Source organism: Thiohalobacter sp. COW1, from assembly GCF_016629505.1.
GTDB lineage: Bacteria > Pseudomonadota > Gammaproteobacteria > Thiohalobacterales > Thiohalobacteraceae > Thiohalobacter > Thiohalobacter thiocyanaticus_A.
Genome location: NZ_AP024239.1, coordinates 2,054,169 through 2,075,139 on the forward strand (window position 1 = coordinate 2,054,169; position 20,971 = coordinate 2,075,139).

Annotated in this window: 20 protein-coding genes; 10 read left to right on the forward strand and 10 right to left on the reverse strand. The window is 63.6% G+C overall.

What is annotated here, in order from left to right; translation table 11 throughout:
* Window positions 1-75 precede the first annotated feature (75 nt).
* From COW1_RS09580 to COW1_RS09590, 3 genes are all read right to left on the reverse strand, one after another.
* On the reverse strand, window positions 76-702 hold the full coding sequence (locus tag COW1_RS09580) for a VPLPA-CTERM sorting domain-containing protein (protein ID WP_201344027.1): 627 nt from the start codon (window positions 700-702) through the stop codon (window positions 76-78).
* 446 nt (window positions 703-1,148) lie between these two features.
* Window positions 1,149-1,481, reverse strand: coding sequence for a hypothetical protein (locus COW1_RS09585; RefSeq protein ID WP_201344028.1), 333 nt, complete (start codon window positions 1,479-1,481; stop codon window positions 1,149-1,151).
* Between the two features lie 170 nt (window positions 1,482-1,651).
* Window positions 1,652-3,517: a tetratricopeptide repeat protein gene (locus tag COW1_RS09590; RefSeq protein ID WP_201344029.1), complete on the reverse strand. Its 1,866-nt coding sequence runs from the start codon at window positions 3,515-3,517 to the stop codon at window positions 1,652-1,654.
* Between the two features lie 138 nt (window positions 3,518-3,655).
* On the opposite strand from COW1_RS09590, the gene COW1_RS09595 reads away from it, so the two are divergent.
* The 3 genes from COW1_RS09595 (at window position 3,656) to COW1_RS09605 (ending at window position 6,688) form a co-directional block, all read left to right on the forward strand.
* Window positions 3,656-3,814 (forward strand): hypothetical protein, encoded by a 159-nt coding sequence (locus COW1_RS09595; RefSeq protein WP_201344030.1) that lies wholly within the window; start codon window positions 3,656-3,658, stop codon window positions 3,812-3,814.
* 105 nt (window positions 3,815-3,919) lie between these two features.
* Window positions 3,920-5,314, forward strand: a complete 1,395-nt coding sequence (locus COW1_RS09600; RefSeq protein ID WP_201344031.1) for an OmpP1/FadL family transporter — start codon at window positions 3,920-3,922, stop codon at window positions 5,312-5,314.
* A gap of 45 nt (window positions 5,315-5,359) precedes the next feature.
* Window positions 5,360-6,688 (forward strand): hypothetical protein, encoded by a 1,329-nt coding sequence (locus tag COW1_RS09605; RefSeq protein WP_201344032.1) that lies wholly within the window; start codon window positions 5,360-5,362, stop codon window positions 6,686-6,688.
* A 39-nt stretch (window positions 6,689-6,727) separates the two neighbouring features.
* On the opposite strand, the gene rrtA is transcribed toward COW1_RS09605, so the two are convergent.
* Window positions 6,728-7,327, reverse strand: a complete 600-nt coding sequence (rrtA, locus tag COW1_RS09610) for a rhombosortase (protein ID WP_201344033.1) — start codon at window positions 7,325-7,327, stop codon at window positions 6,728-6,730.
* A gap of 194 nt (window positions 7,328-7,521) precedes the next feature.
* Between rrtA and COW1_RS09615 the strand changes: the two genes are divergently transcribed.
* The 6 genes from COW1_RS09615 (at window position 7,522) to COW1_RS09640 (ending at window position 14,776) form a co-directional block, all read left to right on the forward strand.
* The gene (locus COW1_RS09615; protein WP_201344034.1) at window positions 7,522-8,082 is read left to right on the forward strand and encodes a polysaccharide biosynthesis/export family protein; all 561 of its coding nucleotides are present in this window, start codon (window positions 7,522-7,524) and stop codon (window positions 8,080-8,082) included.
* 377 nt (window positions 8,083-8,459) lie between these two features.
* Window positions 8,460-9,737: a TonB-dependent receptor gene (locus COW1_RS09620; RefSeq protein ID WP_201344035.1), complete on the forward strand. Its 1,278-nt coding sequence runs from the start codon at window positions 8,460-8,462 to the stop codon at window positions 9,735-9,737.
* 245 nt (window positions 9,738-9,982) lie between these two features.
* Entirely contained in the window at window positions 9,983-11,725 is a 1,743-nt protein-coding gene (locus COW1_RS09625; protein WP_201344036.1) for a Wzz/FepE/Etk N-terminal domain-containing protein, read from the forward strand.
* A gap of 307 nt (window positions 11,726-12,032) precedes the next feature.
* Window positions 12,033-12,842, forward strand: coding sequence for a CpsD/CapB family tyrosine-protein kinase (locus tag COW1_RS09630; protein ID WP_201344037.1), 810 nt, complete (start codon window positions 12,033-12,035; stop codon window positions 12,840-12,842).
* Between the two features lie 140 nt (window positions 12,843-12,982).
* The gene (locus COW1_RS09635; RefSeq protein WP_096364924.1) at window positions 12,983-14,374 is read left to right on the forward strand and encodes an ExeA family protein; all 1,392 of its coding nucleotides are present in this window, start codon (window positions 12,983-12,985) and stop codon (window positions 14,372-14,374) included.
* A gap of 3 nt (window positions 14,375-14,377) precedes the next feature.
* Entirely contained in the window at window positions 14,378-14,776 is a 399-nt protein-coding gene (locus COW1_RS09640; protein WP_201344038.1) for a VanZ family protein, read from the forward strand.
* 250 nt (window positions 14,777-15,026) lie between these two features.
* Here COW1_RS09640 and cysQ read toward each other — a convergent pair whose 3' ends face one another.
* Window positions 15,027-15,833: a 3'(2'),5'-bisphosphate nucleotidase CysQ gene (cysQ, locus tag COW1_RS09645; protein ID WP_201344039.1), complete on the reverse strand. Its 807-nt coding sequence runs from the start codon at window positions 15,831-15,833 to the stop codon at window positions 15,027-15,029.
* Window positions 15,826-16,371 (reverse strand): ADP compounds hydrolase NudE, encoded by a 546-nt coding sequence (nudE, locus tag COW1_RS09650; protein ID WP_096364920.1) that lies wholly within the window; start codon window positions 16,369-16,371, stop codon window positions 15,826-15,828. Before nudE ends, cysQ begins: the two co-directional genes overlap by 8 nt.
* A gap of 263 nt (window positions 16,372-16,634) precedes the next feature.
* On the opposite strand from nudE, the gene yrfG reads away from it, so the two are divergent.
* Window positions 16,635-17,315, forward strand: coding sequence for a GMP/IMP nucleotidase (yrfG, locus tag COW1_RS09655; protein ID WP_201344040.1), 681 nt, complete (start codon window positions 16,635-16,637; stop codon window positions 17,313-17,315).
* Window positions 17,316-17,500: 185 nt separating this feature from the next.
* Here yrfG and COW1_RS09660 read toward each other — a convergent pair whose 3' ends face one another.
* From COW1_RS09660 to gspL, 4 genes are all read right to left on the reverse strand, one after another.
* Window positions 17,501-17,908: a YkgJ family cysteine cluster protein gene (locus COW1_RS09660; protein ID WP_201344041.1), complete on the reverse strand. Its 408-nt coding sequence runs from the start codon at window positions 17,906-17,908 to the stop codon at window positions 17,501-17,503.
* 519 nt (window positions 17,909-18,427) lie between these two features.
* Window positions 18,428-19,219, reverse strand: a complete 792-nt coding sequence (locus COW1_RS09665) for a type II secretion system protein N (protein ID WP_201344042.1) — start codon at window positions 19,217-19,219, stop codon at window positions 18,428-18,430.
* Window positions 19,216-19,707, reverse strand: a complete 492-nt coding sequence (gene gspM, locus COW1_RS09670) for a type II secretion system protein GspM (RefSeq protein ID WP_201344043.1) — start codon at window positions 19,705-19,707, stop codon at window positions 19,216-19,218. The genes COW1_RS09665 and gspM overlap by 4 nt, the downstream gene beginning before the upstream one ends.
* Complete coding sequence (gspL, locus tag COW1_RS09675) at window positions 19,704-20,921, reverse strand: type II secretion system protein GspL (protein WP_201344044.1); 1,218 nt, start codon at window positions 20,919-20,921, stop codon at window positions 19,704-19,706. The genes gspM and gspL overlap by 4 nt, the downstream gene beginning before the upstream one ends.
* Between the last annotated feature and the right edge of the window lie 50 nt (window positions 20,922-20,971).

Genomic DNA, 20,971 nt, shown 5'->3' on the forward strand with positions numbered 1-20,971 from the left:
GCCCTGGGCTGCCCGTTTTCGATGCCTGCAGACACCACCACGGTGCCGCAGGCATCACTCCTTGTCATAGCCGGATCAGGCAGACTTGCGGCGACGTGCCACGCCCACCAGACCAAGCAGGCCGGAGCCGAACAGCCAAACAGCAGCCGGAACCGGTACTGCGGACGTGGTCATGTCAAAGTTGGCAGAAAAACCAGGGAAGGGTCCGTCGACCATACCATAACCACGAATACCATCGCCATCCACGTCGGTAGAGTAGTATGTGGTAGTGCCGTCGCCGTTATCAATAACGTCCCAGACCATGATCACATCAATGTGCGTAGTTGCGCCCCAGGCAAACTTCACGTTCGCGCCCACCTGATCTGCACCAACAGTGAAAGTTGCATCAGGACCAGAGGCGGCCAGTGCACCACTGGCAGAGTCATCAGTACTGATCGTATGGGTACCGGGTGCAAAGAGAGTCCCACCACTTGCAGTCCAAGTCAGGCCGCTGAACGGTGCGGTAGACCCCAACGTGAAAGTACCGGCACCCATATCGATTTCACCGGTGGTGTAAGCGGCCAAACCGGCTTCACCACCATTAGCATCCATCTGTGCACCAGTCGGATCATACATGATGAAGTCACCTTCCCAAGCAATGGGAGCGGCCTGAGCGGTACCGGCAACAAGGGCCAGTGCAGCAGCAATTGCAGTCTTTTTCATTCTGAAACTCCTCCAGATTTGGTAATCACTCAATATCGAGCCTGAGTCTTTCGGGCCGGCCAGATTGTTGTCTGTATACGGCCCTATCCGAACTCATATGTCGGATGCCCACTGACAAATGCAACCCCTGTGCCACAGATTTTTTATTATTTAAATTCAATTCATTATCGGATACTCCCTCCAGCCTATCCAATGACTTACCCCCATTTTTGTAAGCCATCCCGACATTCAACATAGGACAAATACCGATATACTCTTCCCAGTGAAATCTTGATATTCAGTGGGTTACAAAGATAATCCACCGATTTTCGCCATGAGGACCAGATCGTAAAACTTATCGACGCATATATCCCAGTCCGGATAATCCGGGACCACGCCTGAGGAACCTCTGATTTATTCGTCATGCCTGCGCGGGAATATCGGACGGGGGAATAATCAGGGTTCCATCAATGCCCCTGCGACAGCCACCGCGCCCGCTCAACTGTTCCCCCGCGATTCCGGGTGTGCTTCATATCCGGCATCGCGCCTTTGGGGCGACATCGTTCTCGGTTGCCTCGGCAATCCGACAATTGCGCAGCAACATTACACAACCGCCCGTCGGCACCGAACAGGGCCGCGCCGATGGCCAGCAGGATGATCTCATGGTCAAAGACGCTGGCCAGGAATCTCGCCTGAACGGCAACCGCCAGCAGCAGGCCGCAGCCCGCCAGCGCCTGGCCGACATACATCTGCATGCGCACCCCGGTCGCACCTGCTGGTACGTTATTATTCTTCGCCATGGTTACCCCCCTCTCTGGAACCCTGGATTCAACCAGAGAACGATAGAATGATCCGTCATTGCGAGTGCAGCGAAGCAACCTCGCACGGTAGAATCAGTCAGTTAGAGATTGCCGCGTCGCTTCGCTCCTCGCAATGACGGATGAATCAGAGGCCCCCTGACCAACTTATCTCAGCCGCTGCCGTGCCTCCGGATATCAAGGTAGACTTTTTCCACCTTGCCGGCAAAACCCCCGGCATCGCACAATGGGGACGCGGCCATTTCATCGCGCAGCGACTCTCGTATCGACCCCAGCCTGGTCAGATCGGAGACGAGATCCGCCGCCGCCTCGATGTACAGATCATGCGTATCCGTCACCCACTCGGGATGCCCCAGCGCCTGCAGCAGACTCGCGCCCACCCGCGCCGCATGCCGGTCTCCGGCCAGGGTGATGACAGGCACCCCCATCCACAGGGCCTCACAGGTGGTGGTGGTACCGTTGTAAGGGAAGGTATCCAGCGCAATATCGACCTGTCCGTAGAGTTCCAGATGCTGTTGCCGCGTCGGCGTGTGGCCCATGAGGGTAATGCGCGCCTCGTCTGCGCCGGCGTCTTTGAACCGGTTCATGTAGCGTATGCGGGTATTCTCATCCGTCAGCGAAGGGTTCTTGATCAGCAGGCGGCTGTCCGGCACTCGCTCCAGCAGCTGCGCCCACAGGGCAATCACCCCGTCGTTGATCTTCGCCAGATTGTTGAATGAACCGAAGGTAACGCCCTGATTTCCCGTCGCGGGCAGCGGCGATGGTGCTGGCGCATCCTCCGGTGGCCGATAGCACAGAAAGCATCCCGGCATTCGGATGAGCTGCTCGGTGTAATAGTCCTCCTGACCCGGCGGATCCGTCAGCGCATCCACCAGCCGGTAGTCGATTTCCTCCAACCCCGTGGTGTTCGGATAACCCAGCCAGGTCAGCTGGACCGGCGCCGGTTTGCAGGCCAGCACCGGCAGACTGTTACATGCGGTGTGTCCGGCAAGATCGACCAGGATGTCGGTCTTATTCTGATGGATAATCTCTGCCGTCTGTTCGAATGTCAGTGCGGAGACATCCACCCAGTGCTCTGCCAGCGACCTGAGCCGTTGCGTTGTTGCATCCGTCCTCGCTGTGACCGAGTAGACCCACACCTCGAAACGATCACGATCATGGCGTTCCAGCAGCGGCTCGATGAAATAGGCTACCGAGTGTTCGCGCAGATCGGGGGATATATAACCAACCCGGATGCGATCGGATGCATCACTGACATCCAACTCATTGCTATATCTATGCATCCGGGAAAACAGAGGGTTCAGCTGCTTGTGCTCTTCCAACACCTCTGCCTGATCCAGGCCAGGGAGATAATTCAGCGTCAGCAGCAGATTCGACAGCACCTTCCGTTTCCCGGTCTGACGCTGAAACCCATTTCGATAAACATCCAGCGCCTCCTCGAACCGCCCCTGCGAGACCAGGACCGAACCCAGGTTGTCTGCGATCTCAAGGTCGGGCTTGCAGGACAAGGCCTGACGATAACATTCCTCTGCCTCCGACAGCCTGCCCTGGGCCTGATAAACACTCCCGAGGTTGGACTGCGCTTCGGCCTTGTACGGGGCCCGCTGGATGATTATCTTGAAAGTGTCGATGGCGCGATCCAGATCCCCGGAAGCAATATATGCATGCGCCAGGCAGTCCCAGGCCTCATCATGGCCGGGGTTGAGTTCAACGGCCCTGTTGAAGGTGGTTATGGCATGCTCGTAATTGCCGGAGTCTCTCAACGCGATGCCATAGTTGTACTGAATCGCGCTGTTCTCGGGCTGCAGTTCCGCCGCCTTGCTCAGGTGATCAGCCGCCGCGACCGGATTGCGCCGCTTCCCTTCCAGTACGCCGCGCAGCAGCCACAACTCGGCGTTCCTGGGATAGGCATGCACGAGTCGGGACAGCGCGGATTCCGCCGCTTCCAACTGGCCGGACTCCAGCAGGCTCCGCGCCTTCTTGAGCCTGGAACGGAACAGAATATCTTTCTTTGCCACCGGATCTGGACCTGCGATTGGTTACGAGTGCTGTCAGGCGGGATTATCGGATCTTGTTATCTGCAAACCGGGCCGGGCGGGCTGCACGCAGAAAACGCCCACCCTTCTATAAATATTATTTTTGCGGAATAGAAAATCTTGATCAAACAACTCGAATCCACGCCCGGCACTCATGGCTATGCAGCCTGGAATAAGCATGTATTTATTATCGCTGTCCGCCAAGGATTACACTTCGGGATGTGGTTGACAACCCATCCCGCAGACAGGATGATTTCCGGTCTTGGGCTGATCACCTGACAAAAACCGCAGAAGACTAACATACCAGCCGGTTTGTTTAACAGCCCACGACGAATAACCACCAAACAACAGATTATCAAAACAACAATTTCGGAGGAGCTCACCATGAAATTGTTCTGCAAAAGGACTCTGGCCGTCGCCCTGGCAGCAGGGATCGTTGCGCCACCGGCCGCGTTCGCAACCAACGGCATGTTTCTGATCGGCTACGGCAGCAAATCACGTGCCATGGGTGGTGTAGGTGTTGCCCTGCCTCAGGATGGTCTGGCTGCCGCCTCCAATCCTGCCGCCATGGCCGAGATCCCCATGAACGTCATGCGCGTGGATGCCGCCGGCGAATTCTTCAATCCGCCGCGGGCCGTGCGCGTCGAGGCCACGCCGATCAGTACCCGCGATCCGGACACCAACAATTTCGAAAGTCTCAAGAGCGGAGCCAACCTCTATCTGATCCCCGCCATGGGCGGCGCCTTCAAATTCAACCGCGACATCACCGTAGGCATGGCCGCCGTAGGTGCCGGGCTGGGCACGCGCTACGACCAGAGTTGTAACGCCGCTTCTCCGGTGGGCAACTACTTCAACATCGCCTGCGACGCGAGCCCGGACCGGTTCAGCACCGTCGGCGTCTCTCTGATGCAGATGCAGATGCTGCCGAGCGTCGCCTACAAGGTGAGCAGGAACCACTACCTCGGTGCCTCCGTTGCACTTGCAGTACAGACCTTCCGCGCCTACGGCATCGGTGCGGGCGCGTTGCGCAATTTCAGCAGCGAGCCGGACAAACTCTCCAATAACGGCAACGACTGGTCCTATGGCGCCGGCTTCCGTCTGGGCTGGCTGGGCAAGTTCTTCGATGAGCGGGTGAATGTCGGACTCAATTATTCCTCCCGGGTCTACATGACCAAGTTCAAGGACTATGAGGGCCTGTTCGCGGAGGGAGGGGATTTCGATATTCCCGAAAACTACGCCCTGGGCATTGCGGTAATGCCGACCGACAAACTGACCGTCGCCTTCGACGTGCAGCGCATCGAGTGGAACTCCATCCGTTCCATCGGCAACCCCGGCCCCAACGTCAACGACACTGTCAACAGCTTCAACCCCCTCTGTCCGAACACCCAGATCAACACCGCCCCCGAGTGCCAACTCGGCGGCAAATACGGCTGGGGCTTCGGCTGGGAGAACCAGACGGTCTACAAGCTGGGCATTTCCTATGATTATAACAGCCAGTGGACCTTCCGCGTCGGCTACAATTATGCCGAGAGTCCGATCCAGGAAAACGAGATCCTCTTCAACACCCTGGCACCGGCAACCGTGGAACATCACGTAACCTTCGGGCTGTCATACCGGCCGGTTTCCAACCCCAATCTGGAGATCTCCGCCAATTACATGCATGCCTATAAAAATACCATTAAAGGCAAGGCCGCATTCCCGGCCGGGGCCGTCGCGGGTGACGCGGCCGCCAGCATGTACCAGAACAGCCTGGGCGTGACCATTGGCTACAAACTCTAATTATTCTCATATATCGCCATAAGAATTCATTCGGAGGAGTCCCCCATGATCGGCATCAACTCACTCGCATCGAAGTTGCGGCCAGTGCTGGCAGCCGCCCTGTGCGGCCTGGCATTCACCGCAACGCAGGCATCGGCCAGCACGGGCAACAACTTCACCATGCTGGACGGCACGGGCGCCGTTGTCGGCGGCACCAATGACGTGGAATTCACCTGGGACGGCACGCTGAACACCAGTGTCGCCACCGCGGCGCCGAACGCCACTCTCAGTTCGGATCAACCGTTTTTCGGCATCACCTGGGACGCGCACGACGTCATGGTCTACGGGCCCGGCACCTACACCATCTTCACCGACTGCCCGGCCGGCAGCCCGGACTGCGGCATTGGCGCCTCCTATACCGTCACGGTCAATCCGGGACAGGTCATGGCCCACATGCTGTTCGACTGGGGCGCCAGCACCAATATCGACGTGATCAACGTCTGGGAAGTCGGTCAGTTCGGCCCTTCGCCGATGTTCACCGGCGCACAGACAACCACCGACGCCTGGTCCGGTGATGACGCCAATATCTGGACCTTCACCTCCATTGACTGGGATGGCGACGGCTTCAACGGCTCGGGTATGATCGACGGCCCCTTCCCCAACTTCAATGCCAACTTCAATGTCATGGTTGTCGCTGCCACTGGCGGCAACAACTTCACCATGCTGGACGGCACCGGCGCGGTGGTCGGCGGCACCAACGACGTGGCATTCACCTGGGACGGCACGCTGAACACCAGCGTCGCCACCGCCGCGCCGAACGCCACCCTCAGTTCCGATCAACCGTTCTTTGGCATCACCTGGGACGCGCACGACGTCATGCTCTATGGCCCTGGCACCTACACCATCTTCACCGACTGCCCGGCCGGCAGCCCGGACTGCGGCGTCGGCGCCTCCTATACCGTCACGGTCAATCCGGGACAGGTCATGGCCCACATGCTGTTCGACTGGGGCGCCAGCACCAACATTGACGTCATCGATGTCTGGGAAGCAGGCCAGTTCGGGCCTTCACCGATGTTCACCGGCGCACAGACAACCACCGACGCCTGGTCCGGCGATGACACCAATGTCTGGACCTTCACCTCCATCGACTGGGACGGTGACGGTTTCAACGGCGCCGGCATGATCGACGGACCCTTCCCCAACTTCAACGCCAACTTCAATGTGATGGCGACAACCGGCACGGAGGGAGGCGGCACCTCGACCCCCAGCACGGACGAGCGTACGCTGACCCCGCCTGACATCGAGGATCCGTCTTTCGGTGGTGGCGCCGCAACCGGACTGTGGTCGCTGCTCGGCCTGCTGGGCCTGGCGCTGGCCGCCCGCAGGCGCACCTGAGAGGCCACAAGGACCCTCGTATACAGCAACGGCCCCGCTTCAGGGGCCGTTGTTTTTTTGCCCCCGAAAAAACCGGCTGACCAACCAGTAAATCATCCCCCCTACGGCACCAACCAGATGCGCCTCGGATATCACCCGCATACCCACCAGGGATTGCGAGGCCGGGAGGCCGGCACCGAACTGTTCATAGGTCAACTTGAATATCAACAACCCGAGCAGCACCCAGCCTCTTTTGCTCTCAACCGACATCACCTGAAGTGCACCAACGGCAAATAATCCATGCAGCACTCCGGAGAGTCCGACAAACCACTCCAGCTGCGGAAACAACACCATGAGTCCCAGGGCAGTCATCAGGCAGAGCGAGAACAGAAGCATTGCCGCCCGCCCCCCATGCAAAACCGTCGGGAAGAGCAGGCCCATCACTGCCAATGCCGCCATATTCATCAACCAGTGCGCCAGATTGGCATGCACAAGATGTCCGCTGATCAGGCGCCATATCTCACCCTGCAGGACCGCCTTCCGCTCATACCGGAACAGTTCACCCAGATTCTCTTCCATCAGGGTAAGGACAAGCGATACGGCGCTTATGCCTGCGACGAGCACCCAGGGCGAGATGATTTTGTTCTGGTGTTGCCGCATGGCGACGCCTGACCTCCTGAACGAGCCTTCCATGATATACAAGGACTACAGCAATACCCATTCACGGCGCCTGCCCGCGCCGGGCAGGATTACATTTTGATCCGCCACCCGGCTTCCATCAGGAATCAGCCTTGAAAAATAGTTCGTGAAGGGCAAGAATCCATACCATCATTTATAAACCGGGGCCTGTAACAATGCGAAGCGTCAAATCCCTTCTCAGCGTCTTCCTGCTGCTGACCAGTTTCCACCTGCACGCCGACGAGCCGCCCGCCGAGGCCTATCTGATCCAGCCCGGCGACATCCTGCGCATCACAGTCTGGAAGGAGGAGGATCTGCAGCGCGAGGTCATTGTCCGGCCGGACGGGATGATCAGCTTTCCTCTGGTCGGCGAGCTTGCCGGAGCGGGCCAACCGGTCTCCGGTCTGCGCGCGCAGATCGAGGCCCGGCTGGAGAAGTACATCCCTGATCCGGTGGTCAGCGTGGACGTGGGCGAACTGCGGGGCAACACGGTCTACGTCATCGGCAAGGTCAACCGCCCGGGCGCCTTTCCGGTCACCCGCAACGTGGACGTGATGCAGGCCCTGTCCATGGCCGGCGGCATGGGCACCTACGCCGCGGCCAACAAGATCAGGATCCTGCGCCGTCAGGGCGGCGAGTTGCGTGCCATCCCGTTCGAGTACGGTGAGATCGAGAAAGGTGAGAACCTGGAACAGAACATCGTACTGCAGCCGGGGGATGTGGTGGTGGTGCCGTAGAGGTTCTGCTTCTCCCCGCCCCCTCTGACCCTTTATGCCCCTTGGGTGCTCCCACCAGGGGAGCGGGAATAAATATCGGATGACACGGTCCTGGCATTCCCTTCCGGGGCGGTTTTTCTGTAGAATTCCCAACTGCATAACAATAATGGCATCGGCCAAAGACTTACTATAAATATTATATAGTTACGGGATTTCTGATCGACCCGTCATGCCGGCGAAGGCCGGCATCCATGGGTCTGATTCGACTGGATCCCGGCCTTCGCCGGGATGACGGAAGGAAATTGTTCAGAGATTCCCTGGAGTTCTACTGGCGCCCAGCTGCAGTTCCCGCGCCGGCCGGCCGATGGTTTTTTGAACCCTGACTAGGGCCTGGATGGATGAAACAACGCCTCACCCTGCTGCTTCTGCTGGGCGCTGCCGCCCTGCCACTGTCCGCCGCTGAATGGGCCTTCGAGCCCGGCGTGGAAGGCCGTTACCGGTACGACGACAACCTGCGCCTGCAGCGGCAGGATGAGGTCGACGTCCACGAGGGCGCCCTGCGCGCCTGGGCGGATTTCTCGCGCCGCACCGCCCGCAGCGAACTGACCGGTGCGCTCGAGGTCACCGAGCGGCGCTTTGACGAGGACGGTCTGGACACCACCGACGGCCGCTTTGACCTCCTCTCCTTCTACAACCTGAGTCCGCGCCAGCGGGTCAGCCTGGACTTCAACCTGATCAAGGACACCACCCTGGACAGCCTGCTGGAGGAGACCGGCATCGTCTTCGACCGCATCGACCGCACCCGCGCGACCCTGACGCCGGGCTGGCTGTATTCCTTGGACGAGAAGACCCAACTCAGCGCTAATATCGGCCTAACGGATGTCAACTATGATGACGAGAACGTCCGTACTGGGCTCGGCGACTACCGCAACTACAGCCTCAACCTGAGCGCGGCCCGTAATTTCACGCCCCAGACCCGGATCATCCTCGCCGCCGGCGCCAGCCGCTTCGAGCGCGACGACAACACCATCGAGAGCGACAACCAGCAGCTCACCCTGGGCTTCGAGCACCAGTACTCCGAACGCATCAGCCTGGGCGGCTCGGTGGGCGCGCGGCGCACCGAGACCACCCTGCGCCAGGGAGCCTTCGTGTGCCCGGCCGGCTTCGACCGCACCGATTTCTTCGAATTCCTGTTCACCGGCGCACCCTGTATTGATCGCAGCACCGGCGCGACCAGCGACCTGGTGCAGACCACCTTCACCCGGGACTCCGGTTCCACCGGCTTCGTCGGTAACTTCAACGCCGGCTACGACCTGGAGCGCGGCCGCCTGACCCTGAGTGCCAATCGCAGCGTCCAGCCCAACGCCTTCTCCGGGACCACCGTCACCGACAGCCTCGTGGCCGTCTTCGAGCATCGCTTCAGCGAGCGGCTCCAGGCCGATATCAGGGTACAATGGACCCGCTCGGAGGACTCCAGCGACAACGATCTGCGGCTGGACCAGTCCTTCATCCGGGTTACCCCCGGCCTGCGCTGGCGGCTCACCCGTGACTGGAGTTTCCGTGCCAGCTACCGCTATACCGAGCAGAGTCGCGAGAATACCGGCCAGGATGCCACCAGCAATGCCGCAACCCTGAGCCTGAGCTACCAATGGCCGAAGATGGCGGTGTCGCGATAAGGCCTCCAATCAAACCGTCATTGCGAGGCGCATAGCGCCGTGGCAATCTCCGGCGGCGCAGCCGTAGGTCGGGTTAGCGCAGCGTAACCCGACGGATTCAGCGACCAGTGTCGGATTACGCCCTCCGGGCTAATCCGACCTACGAGACTGCATGCATCAAGATCTCCGAACCATGGATTCCCGCCTTCGCGGGAATGACGGGAAAGGAGGCAACGCGATGACGAGTACAACCTAGAGATGTGAAGATGGAAGAGAACACCAAAGACCTCAGCGATTATCTCAGCGCCTTCAAGCGCCGCCGCAGTGCCATTGCGGCGACCTTCCTGGTGATCTTCACCCTGGGCGTGATCATCGCCCTGGTCTGGCCACCGACCTATGAGTCCTCCGCCACCATCCTGATCGAGGAGCAGGAGGTGCCGCGCGAACTGGTCCAGTCCACAGTGACCAGTTACGCCGCCCAGCGCATTCAGATGATCAGCCAGCGGGTCATGACCCGCGCCAACCTGATGGAACTGATCGAGAAGTACGGTCTCTACCGGGATGAACTCGAACGCCAGACCACCGAGGAAGTCCTGGCATCCATGCGCGAGGACATCGGCGTGGAGACGATCAGCGCCGAGGTCATCGACCCCCGCACCGGCCGCCCCATGCCGGCCACCATCGCCTTCGAACTGTCGTTCAAGGGCGAGAATCCGGACCAGGTACAGAAGGTCGCCAGCGAGTTGACCAACCTGTACCTGAACGAGAACCTCAAGGAGCGCACCAGCCAGGCTGCCCAGTCGCTGGCCTTCCTCAGCGGCGAGGCCAACCGGCTCAAGCGCCGGATCGGCAGCCTGGAATCCGAACTCTCGGCCTTCAAGGAACAGCACCTGCATTCACTGCCCGAGCAGGCACAGCTGACCACCCAGCTGATGGACCGCACCGAGCGCCAGCTCGACGATGTCGACAACCAGATCAGTGCCCTGGAGGACCGCAAGTTCTATCTGGAGGGCCAGCTGGGCCAGATCGAACCGCACGGCCAGAACGTGGAGATGAATCCCGCTGCCCGGCTCAAGGCCCTGCGCACCCAGTACTTCGCCCTGAGCGCGCGCTACTCGCCCGACCACCCGGACGTGCGCCGCCTGCAGCGCGAGATCGAGAGTCTGGAACAGGAAACCGGCCTGGGCCCGGACCGCGCCTCCCTGCTGGAGGAGCGCGACCGGCTGCAGACCGAGCTCGCGTCTCTGCGGGAGAAGTACGCCCCCGAGCACCCGGACGTGGTCAAGCTGCAGAAAACAGTGGACGAACTCAACGCGCAGATTGCGCAGACCCCGGAAACCCCGCCCGCTCAGCGGGCCCCGGATAACCCGGCCTATGTCACCCTGCAGTCGCAGCTGGAATCCACCCTGAACGACATCCGCGCCCAGGAAGCGAAGAAACTGCAGCTGGAGGCCGACCTGAAGAAATACGAGCAGCGCCTGGCCGCCGCGCCCGAGGTGGAGCGCGAATACCGCGCCATGCAGCGTGAACTGCAGAACGCGGTGGCCAAGTACCAGGAGATCACCGCCAAGGAGATGCAGGCCCAGGTCGCCCAGCAGCTGGAATCCGAGTCCAAGGGCGAGCGTTTCACCCTGATCGACCCCGCCGCCCTGCCCGAGGAGCCGGTCTCCCCCAACCGTCCGGCCATCGTCTTCCTCAGCTTCGTGCTGGCGCTGGGCTCGGGCTTCGGCCTGGCCGCCGTCGCCGAGAGCCTGGATCACACCATCCGCGGCGCCAGGGGCGTGGCCAACACCCTGCAGGTGATGCCGCTGGCCGCCATCCCCTACCAGCGCACCGAGGGCGAGACACGCAAACGCCGCAACCGCAAGTGGAAGGTGCTGGGCGGGACGGCAGTCGCAGTGCTGATCGCCGTCCTCGCAGTGCACTTCTTCATGTCGCCGCTGGATGTACTCTGGTTCCGCATCCTGCGCAAGGCCGGCGACATGACCGGGATGGATTTCATTGGGTAATGGATGGGATAGCCAAGGAAAACACGGAAACGTCAACGAGTAATCAAACTCCGATTATTACCTTACCGTCATTCCCGCGAAGGCGGGAATGACGGAATAGAGACAAACCCAGCTTTCCATTTTTTTGTATGTCCGTGCTTTCCGTGTTTTCCGTGGCTATCAATTAATCACTTATTATTACTAAAGTTTTTCTTCCCGCTGCCCGATAGCCTGAACATCCGCCCCTGGCTGTTATCGGGCCGATACAATCACGGTTATAATGCGGGGCCGGCCACCGGGCCGGCGATCTGCCAAAGAGGTTTGAGATATGGAGCGCATCAAGGTCGCGCTGGAAAAGGCACGCAAGGACCGCGAGAGCGGAACCCAACCCCAGGCCCACCGCCCTGCGGCACCGGGCCGGGCCGTGGCCAAGGCCGCCTCGACCAAGGACATCAGCTACACCCAGACCCGGACGACCAGGGCCTCGAATATCGCCATGAAAAAGCACCGTATCCTGCCCGCCTACCCGAGCGGCGAGTATGCCGACGCCTTCAAGATCCTGCGCACCCAGGTGCTGCAGCGGCTGCGCGAGAACAACTGGAACGTACTGGCCGTGACCAGCCCGTCGGACGGCGAGGGCAAGACGGTCACCGCCATCAACCTGGCCGCCAGCATCGCCCTGGAGATCCACCACACGGTCCTGCTGGTCGACGCCAACCTGCGCCAGCCGTCGATCCATGACTACCTGGGTATCGGCGCGGCCCAGGGCCTGAGCGAATACCTGCTGGATGAGGTCGATCTGGCCGACCTGCTGGTCCATCCCGAGGGCCTGGAGCATGTGGTGCTGCTGCCCGGCGGCCGGCCGGTGCAGAACTCGGCCGAACTGTTGAACTCGCCGCGCATGATCCAGCTGGTGGAGGAACTCAAGACCCGCTATCCGGAACGCATTGTGGTGTTCGATCTGCCGCCGGTGCTGACCGCGGCCGACGCCCTGGCCTTCGCGCCCTATGTGGACGCCGCCCTGCTGGTGCTGGAGGACGGCAAGACCCAGCAGCAGGAAGCGCAGCGCGCGGTCGAACTGCTGGAGAACACCAACATCCTCGGTACTGTGCTGAACAAGAGCGAAGCCGCGGGCTGACACGCGATGGGTTGCGCTTTGCTCCACCCATCCTACGCACGATCCGGGTGTTGTAGGATGGGTGCAGGCGCGCAGCGCCGTAACCCATCACATGGCGGATAACCCATGATGGGTTGCGCCTCGCAATGACGGACTGATCTATGTACGAAGCCCACTACGGATTCCGCGAGAAACCCTTCTCGCTGCTGCCGGACCCGAGCTTTCTCTACCTGAGCAAGAAGCACCGCATGGCCCTGGCCATGCTGGAATACGGCCTGGCCAACCAGGCCGGCTTCACCGTGGTCAGCGGCGGCATCGGCACCGGCAAGACCACCCTGATCCGTCACCTGCTCAACAACCTGGAGCAGGACATCACGGTCGGCCTGATCTCCAACACCCATCGCTCCTTCGGCGAACTGCTGCAGTGGATCCTGCTGGCGTTCAACCTGGACTACCGCGACAAGGGCAAGGTGGAGCTGTACCAGGCCTTCGTCGATTTCATGATCCAGGAATACGCCCGCAACCGGCGCACCGTGCTGATCGTCGACGAGGCCCAGAACATGGCCCCGGAGACGTTGGAGGAACTGCGCATGCTCTCCAACGTCAACGCCGACAAGGACCAGGTGCTGCAGGTGGTGCTGGTGGGCCAGGAGGAGCTGCGCGACACCCTGCGCCGGCCCGACCTGGTGCAGTTCGCCCAGCGCATCACGGTGGACTATCACCTCACCCCGCTGACGGCGGAGGAGACCCGCGATCTGATCCGCCACCGGCTGGAGGCCGCCGGCGGCGATCCGGAACTGTTCACCGAGGCCGCCGCCGAAATCGCCCACCGCTTCAGCGGCGGCGTGCCGCGGCTGGTCAACCTGCTGTGCGACACCGCCCTGGTCTACGGCTACGCCGAGCAGCGTGAGCGCATCGACGCCGACCTGATGAACGAGGTGGTGCGCGAGAAGCAGGCCGGCGGCCTGTTCCCGGCCCCGCCGCCGGGCGCGGCGCGTACCGACCAGCCGGTCCCGGAGCCGGCCCGGCCGGAAACGCCGCCGGTCGCCGGGCAGACGCTTCCTCCGGCGGCGGTCCCGGCAGGGCCGCCCGCCACGACCACTGCGGCGGAGCCCGCACAGCCGCCCGCCCGGACAGTGTCTGACAGCGATCCGGATATCGACCCGGCCCTGGTTCAGACCCGGCCGTTCCGGGTCGCCATCGTCGGCGAGTCGGCCGTGCTGCGCCGCCACCTGCGGCGGCTGATCGAACCCTACAATATCCGGGTGGTGGGCGAATTCGGCCTGCAGGACAGCCAATCCCCCGAACTCAATCCCTATCACGTGGACATCCTGCTGATCGACATCAGCGAGGCGGCCGAGGACTGCACCGCCGAGATCTGCGATCTCATCACCGAGTGGAACATCCCGGTGCTGTTCAACGACTGCCAGCAGACCCAGGCCAGCCTGGACGGGCGCGACCCCCAGTTCGCCCAGCGCCTGGTCGCCAAGCTGGTCGACCTGCTGCCGCCGCAGCTGCGCGCCGACCCGGCCGCCCGCCCCAACCGGGCCTGATCCGTGCTCTCACTGCACCGCCTGGCCGGCCACCCTGCCGTGCGCCTGCTCAGCCTGGTGCTGGCCCTGGTCTGGATGGGGGTGCTGTATCTGCTCTCCGACCAGCCGGCCATCGACGCCCCCATGCTGTTCCCCGGCCAGGACAAGCTGTTCCACGCCATCGTCTACGCGGTGCTGGGCGGGCTGTATCTGGCGCTGTTCCGGCCGGGTCCGGCCGGCTATGCCGCGCAGGCGCGCTGGCTGGCGCTGGGGCTGGCGGTGCTGTACGGGATCAGCGACGAGTGGCACCAGAGCTTTGTGCCCGGGCGCGAGCCGGATGTGCTGGACGTGCTGGCCGATGGGGTGGGGGCGGCGGTGGGGATCCTGCTGCTGCATGGACTGGTGAAAAGACTCAGCACGTAGGATGGGTGGAGGCGCGTGCGCCGCAACCCATCATGTGCCGACCACGATGGGTTACGCTGCGCTTCACCCATCCTACGCTCTACCTCCGTCATTCCCGCGCAGGCGGGACAAAAGCGCGAAGCGCGTTGAACGCCCACAGGGCGGCCCGAAGGGCGAGCGCAGCGAGTAATCCATAAGCCGCCGTGGCCACTGGATCCCCGCCTGCGCGGGGATGACGGGGTAAATTCAAAGGTCCCCAGTACCCCGCACCTCACTCCAGATACTGCGCCCAGTCCCGGCTGTCGTCCGCGATCACCAGAAAGAAGGGATTGAGCACCGACTCCTTCTGGTTGTAGCGCAGTTCCTGCATTTCCAGGTCCGTGACCCGGCCGCCGGCCTGCTCGACCACGCACTGGGCCGCGGCGGTGTCCCACTCCGAGGTCGGGCCCAGACGCGGGTAGATGTCGGCCTCGCCCTCGGCGACCAGGCACAGCTTGAGCGAACTGCCCATGCTGACGATCTCGTGCTCGCCGAGCTTGTGCAGAAAGGCCTCCAGGCTGTCGCCGCGATGCGAGCGCGAACCGACCACCCGCACCGGCCCATCCTGCAGCGGACGCACCCGGATCGGCTCGGCGGGCGCGTCGCCGACCTGCTTGGTCGCGCCCTCGCCCTCGCAGCCGGTGTAGAGCCACTCCTTCACCGGCACATAGACCACGCCCAGCACCGGCCGGCCGCCGTGGATCAGGGCGATATTGACGGTGAACTCGCCGTTGCGTTTGATGAACTCCTTGGTGCCGTCCAGCGGATCGATCAGCCAGTACCAGTCCCACTGGCACCGCTCGTCATAGGGCACGTCGGCGGATTCCTCCGACAGCACCGGGATCTCCGGGGTGAGCGCGCGCAGCCCGTTGATGATGGCCGTGTGCGAGGCCATGTCGGCGGCGGTCAGGGGGGAGTTGTCCTCCTTGGACTCGACATCGAAATCGGTGTCGTAGACCTCCAGGATGCGGGCACCGGCCTCGCGGGCCAGATCCTTGACCTGCGCCAGCAGGGAGCGGGGATCGACGGAATCACTCATGCTTGAACCTCTCACGTATCAGAAACAGCGCGGCGATACTGCGCGCCTCGGTAAAGTCATCGCGGGCCAGCAGCGCCGCCAGGTCATCGAAACGCCAGCGCACCAGTTCCAGCGGCTCGGGTTCGTCGCCCTCCAGCGCATCCGGATGCAGTTCGCCGGCCAGCACCACCTCGGTCATATGCCCGAAATAGCCCGGCGCCAGCGACAGGCGTGTGACCGGTTCCAGCCGGCGCGCGGCCAGGCCGAGCTCCTCACGCAGTTCGCGGTTGGCGGCGGCCAGCGGGTCCTCGCCCGGCTCGATCCGACCCTTGGGAAAGCCCAGTTCGTAGCGCTCGGTGCCGGCGGCATACTCCCGGATCAGCCAGAAGCTGTCGGCGTCGATCAGGGGCACGATCAGCACTGCCCCCGACGCCGCGGCCTGCAGGCGCTCGAAGGTGCGTTGCTCGCCGTTGCCGAAGCGCAGGTCCAGCGCCTCGATCTCGAACAGGCGGGAACGGGCCACGGAGCGTACGTTCAGGATTTCGGGGTCGTGTGACATAATGGGTTGTCATTGCGAGGCGCATAGCGCCGCGGCAATCTCTCAGGGACGACGCGCCCGACCGGGCGCGCCGCATTCTCCTTTTTTATTTCGTCATTCCCGCGAAGGCGGGAATCCAGTGGTTTAAGGGCTATAGATTCCCGCCTTCGCGGGAATGACGGTGTAGCCAGGCTTCCCAGCCACCGTGCAACAGAAGACCCTTGATATTATCATTCGCATTCTACACCCCCGGCCCCACCGCCGCGACCCGAGCGAGACGCACCATGCTGCCCTGGAACCGCATACAGACCCTGCTGCTGGACATGGACGGCACCCTGCTGGACCTGCACTTCGACAACCATTTCTGGCTGGAGCACGTACCGCTGCGCTACGCCGAACGCCACGGCCTGGCCCCGGACGAGGCCAAGGCCCGGCTGTATCCGCGCTTCCGCGCCATGGAAGGCACCATGCAGTGGTACTGCGTCAACTACTGGACCGAGCAGCTGGATCTGGATATCGCCGAACTCAAACGCGAGATCCGGGAACTGATCGCCATCCATCCGCATGTCACCGATTTCCTCGACCTGGCCCGCGCCCACGGCAAGGAGATCGTGCTGGTGACCAACGCCCACCACATGGCACTGGAACTCAAGCTGCAGGAGACCGCACTGGGCGGACATTTCGACCGCCAGATCTGCTCGCACGATTTCGGCCGCCCCAAGGAGGACCGCCGTTTCTGGGACTGGCTCAAGGACCGGGTGCCCTACCGGGAAGACGCTGCCCTGCTCATCGACGACAGCCTGCCGGTGCTGCGCTCGGCCCGTGACTACGGCATCGAGCACCTGCGGGCGGTGAAGCGCCCCGACACCCGCGGGCCCGAACGCGATACCGGGGAGTTCGAGGCCATCGACGGGTTCGATGAACTGATCCGGTCGTTGGGTTCAGAAGGGTGTAGGTCGGGTTAGCGCAGCGTAACCCGACATATACCGCGATCCACGTCGGGTTACGCCCTGACGGGCTAACCCGACCTACGATTCCGTTGCCTCCGTCATCCCGGCGCAGGCCGGGATCCAGTGGCCGCAGCGCTAGCTGGATCCCCCGCCTGCGCGGGGATGACGGCTGAAACAGAATATGGGCCGCCACTCCTCACTCACCCGAACCGCTCATCCCAGCGCCTGAACCGCTTCCTGCAGTAGGCATCCAGCGACGCGTAGTCCGGGAAATACAGATCGAATCCCTCCTCGGCCGGCTGGTCGAATTCGCAGAAGTCGTTGGTGTAGTCCCGGCACAGCTGCGGGCGGGTGGCATAGATGCCGCAGCGTCCGTCCGGCTGCAGGAAGTTGCAGGGGTGGGTAATGAGCAGATACCAGCCGTCGCTGTCGCGGTAGGCCTGCACGCCGCGATGGGCGAGCTGCCACAACAGGTGGTCGAAGTCGGCCATGGAGCGCGGCCCCGGGATCTTCTGGGTGATGTAGGTGCAGCACTTGCTGCCGGGGCAGAAGCCGCATTTGTTCTCGGGGGTGATCTCGATGTGGCGGGGTGCCGGGGTACGTGTCATGGCTCCAGACTCTTCGCGTAGGATGGGTGGAGGCGCGGCGCGCCGCAACCCATCGCGATGCCGGGCAACGATGGGTTACGCTGCGCTTCACCCATCCTACACGACGAGGTGCGCACCATGGATTCGAACCCGCCTCGCGTAGGATGGGTGGAGGCGCGCAGCGCCGCAACCCATCGCAATCCCGGGCAACGATGGGTTACGCTGCGCTTCACCCATCCTACACGACAAGGTGCGCACCATGGATTCGAACCCGCCTCGCGTAGGATGGGTGGAGGCGCGGCGCGCCGCAACCCATCGCAATGCCGGGCAACGATGGGTTACGCTTCGCTTCACCCATCCTACACGACAAGGTGCGCACCATGGATTCGAACCCGCCTCGCGTAGGATGGGTGGAGGCGCGGCGCGCCGCAACCCATCGCAATGCCGGGCAACGATGGGTTACGCTTCGCTTCACCCATCCTACGCTGCCTGTAGGATGGGTGGAGGCGCGGCAGCGCCAACCCATCGTAACCATGCCGATCAGGGCAGTGGCAGCCGGCCGCTCTGGCGCAGATTGTGATAACCGCGGGCATCGGGCCGGCCCATGAGCGCCAGGCTGTCGCGCAGTTCGGGATTGTCGCGCGCGCGCAGTTGCAGATCCAGCCGGTAGCGGCCGCTGGCCGGGTCCAGGCGGGCCTCGCCGCCCAGGTCCAGGTCGCCGCCGCGGTCCGACAGCCGCGCCACCAGTCCGGCCTCCTCGCTGGCCAGTTCGGCGACCAGGTGCTCCAGCCGCACGGCGAGCGGACTCTGCAGTCCGGCCTCGCGCCATTGCAGCTGCCCCTGGAGTTCGCGCGGCAGACCGTCCGGACCCACCACCGCGCGCGTCAGTTCCAGGCTCAGCCGTCCGCTGGCCTGCACCGGGACCGGCAGGGCGGGCAACCGCTGCAGCAACTCCGCGGCGGTCAGTTCCAGATCGAGGGCGTCGATGTAGAGGGTACCGCCGGGGCCGACGGCCAGCCGCCCCCGCCCGGCGGGCACACTGGCGGCGTCCAGTTCCAGGGTCAGGCCGAAGCGGCCCCGCAGCAGCGCGCTCGGCCGCCAGCGCCATTGCAGCGGACCCAGGACGAACCCGTCCAGCTGCAACCGCTCGACCCGGCCCTGCCACCAGGGGCCGCTCACCCCCTGCAGCCGCAGTGCCGGGGCCTGGGGCAGTTCAGCCAGCCGGGCCGTCAGATGTCCGGTCAGCCGGGACGCCGGCAGGGTCAGGAACAGCAGCAGAAGATAGAGGGCAGCGCCGGCAGCCAGCCATTTCAGCCAGGGCTTCAACCTCATGCCGGGGCGTCCAGGGTGAGCCGGATATTGACCCGGCCCGGCGCCTCCTCGCGCTCGATGGTGATGGTCTGGGTGAAGACGCCGTACTGGCGCTGCAGGCCGTCCAGCCAGCGCATGAAGTCATCGAAGGCGATCTGTTCGAACTGCACCCGCACCCGGGCCTGACCTTCGGGCTCGATGCGCTTGAGGCCGGTGTTCAATCCTGCCGTCCGCGTGGCCTGATCGACCACCGTCAGCAGCGAGCGGCCCTGCAGACCGCCCGCGCCGCCCGCGCCGCCGCTGCGGCGCAGCTGTGTAATCTCGGCGGCAGCCTGCTGCATCCAGGCCAGGTCCTCTTCCTGTACGGCCACGCCCTGCTCCAGTTCCTCCACCCGCTGGGCCAGCGGTTCCCACAGCCACAGCCACAGTACCAGCAGCAGCAGGACCGCGGCGCCGGCGGCCACGATCGCCCGCTCGCGCGGCGCCAGGCTCAGAAACCAGGCCTTCATGTGCGTACCCCGGCGATGCGCAGCCGGCCCTCGACCCGGCGCTGGCCGCCGGCAGTGGCGGACTGGATCTCGACCTGCAGCCGACCGCCGGCCGCCAGCTGCTGCTTGAGCCTGTCCAGGCTCTGCAGATCGCTGGCGGTGAGTTGCACGTCTAGCTGGCCGTCGCGGTAGCTCACGCCCTGCAGCTGCACCCCCTCGGCGGCACTGAACACCTCGCCCGCGCTGGCCAGCAGGCCGAGGAAGTCCAGCGCATCCTGACCCTGGGCCCGGCGCAGGGCCAGCAGCTGCTGCTCCATCTGGTGGCGGGCATTGACCACCCGCCGGGCCTGGGGAAAGGTGTCGCGGTAGAGTTGCTCGATCTGCGCGGTGAGTTCGCTCTGGCGCGCCTCCAGCCGCTGCAGCTGCACCGTCTTGCCGACCAGGGCCAGCACCAGGGCCGCCAGCACCAGTCCGGCGGCGGCGCGCCAGGGCCGCAGCAGGCGTCCGAGTTGCTGCTGGCGACTGTAGTCGCCCTGGCACAGGTTGATCAGGCCGGCCTGCGCCAGGCCGCCGGCCAGGTGCTCCAGCGGCGTCTGGGCCCAGGCGCCGGTTTCGGGTTCCAGCCCTTCCCCGCCGGGCAGTTCGGCGTCCCCGCTGCCGGTGGTCAGCCAGCGCAGCCGGCGCGGCTCGCCCAGCCGGGCCGCCAGCGCCGGCCAGATGTCCCGGTCGACGGCATAGCCCGCGCCGTCCGGGCCGCGCAGCAGCAGCCGGTCGGCCGCGGCATCGATCAGTCCCGTCCAGGCATCGGCGGCGGGCACCAGCAGCTGGGTCTCGGCATACCAGGCCGCCGGCTCCAGTCCGGCGCCGTCGCACCAGTCCCGCCACTGCGCCATCCGCTCGCGCGCGGCCACGGCCACGCCAACCCGGCCGTCTTCGCCGCGGCTGCCGACGGCAAAGTGCAGGCTGTCGACGTCGTCGGCCAGTTGTTCCTCCAGCGCATAGGGCACCGCCCGGCGCATGCGCTGGCGGTTGTCGGTGGGCACCTCGACCCGGAACAGGGACACGTCCGTGCCCGGCACCGCGAGCACCACCCGGCGGCCGGCGGCCTGGGCCAGGAGGCTGGCGGGCGTCCCGCGCTGGACCTGGGTCAGCGGCTTGCCGTCAGCACCGATCACGGCGTATTCGACCGTTTCGTCGGAGGCGTCGGAGAGGCGTATCAGCAGGGTTTCAGGCATGGTTATCGTTTTATGGCATCCGCTGGCGAAGACAGTAACCGAAACGCCGT

Bases quoted from the DNA above. Each gene is read 5' to 3' on its own strand.
- gspL (WP_201344044.1), bottom strand. From the start codon at position 20,921: ATGCCTGAAACCCTGCTGATACGCCTCTCCGACGCCTCCGACGAAACG.
- COW1_RS09630 (WP_201344037.1), top strand. From the start codon at position 12,033: ATGGAGCGCATCAAGGTCGCGCTGGAAAAGGCACGCAAGGACCGCGAG.
- COW1_RS09585 (WP_201344028.1), bottom strand. From the start codon at position 1,481: ATGGCGAAGAATAATAACGTACCAGCAGGTGCGACCGGGGTGCGCATG.
- COW1_RS09625 (WP_201344036.1), top strand. From the start codon at position 9,983: ATGGAAGAGAACACCAAAGACCTCAGCGATTATCTCAGCGCCTTCAAG.
- gspM (WP_201344043.1), bottom strand. From the start codon at position 19,707: ATGAAGGCCTGGTTTCTGAGCCTGGCGCCGCGCGAGCGGGCGATCGTG.
- COW1_RS09615 (WP_201344034.1), top strand. From the start codon at position 7,522: ATGCGAAGCGTCAAATCCCTTCTCAGCGTCTTCCTGCTGCTGACCAGT.
- COW1_RS09600 (WP_201344031.1), top strand. From the start codon at position 3,920: ATGAAATTGTTCTGCAAAAGGACTCTGGCCGTCGCCCTGGCAGCAGGG.
- cysQ (WP_201344039.1), bottom strand. From the start codon at position 15,833: ATGAGTGATTCCGTCGATCCCCGCTCCCTGCTGGCGCAGGTCAAGGAT.
- COW1_RS09605 (WP_201344032.1), top strand. From the start codon at position 5,360: ATGATCGGCATCAACTCACTCGCATCGAAGTTGCGGCCAGTGCTGGCA.
- nudE (WP_096364920.1), bottom strand. From the start codon at position 16,371: ATGTCACACGACCCCGAAATCCTGAACGTACGCTCCGTGGCCCGTTCC.
- COW1_RS09660 (WP_201344041.1), bottom strand. From the start codon at position 17,908: ATGACACGTACCCCGGCACCCCGCCACATCGAGATCACCCCCGAGAAC.
- COW1_RS09665 (WP_201344042.1), bottom strand. From the start codon at position 19,219: ATGAGGTTGAAGCCCTGGCTGAAATGGCTGGCTGCCGGCGCTGCCCTC.
- COW1_RS09580 (WP_201344027.1), bottom strand. From the start codon at position 702: ATGAAAAAGACTGCAATTGCTGCTGCACTGGCCCTTGTTGCCGGTACC.
- yrfG (WP_201344040.1), top strand. From the start codon at position 16,635: ATGCTGCCCTGGAACCGCATACAGACCCTGCTGCTGGACATGGACGGC.
- rrtA (WP_201344033.1), bottom strand. From the start codon at position 7,327: ATGCGGCAACACCAGAACAAAATCATCTCGCCCTGGGTGCTCGTCGCA.
- COW1_RS09635 (WP_096364924.1), top strand. From the start codon at position 12,983: ATGTACGAAGCCCACTACGGATTCCGCGAGAAACCCTTCTCGCTGCTG.
- COW1_RS09620 (WP_201344035.1), top strand. From the start codon at position 8,460: ATGAAACAACGCCTCACCCTGCTGCTTCTGCTGGGCGCTGCCGCCCTG.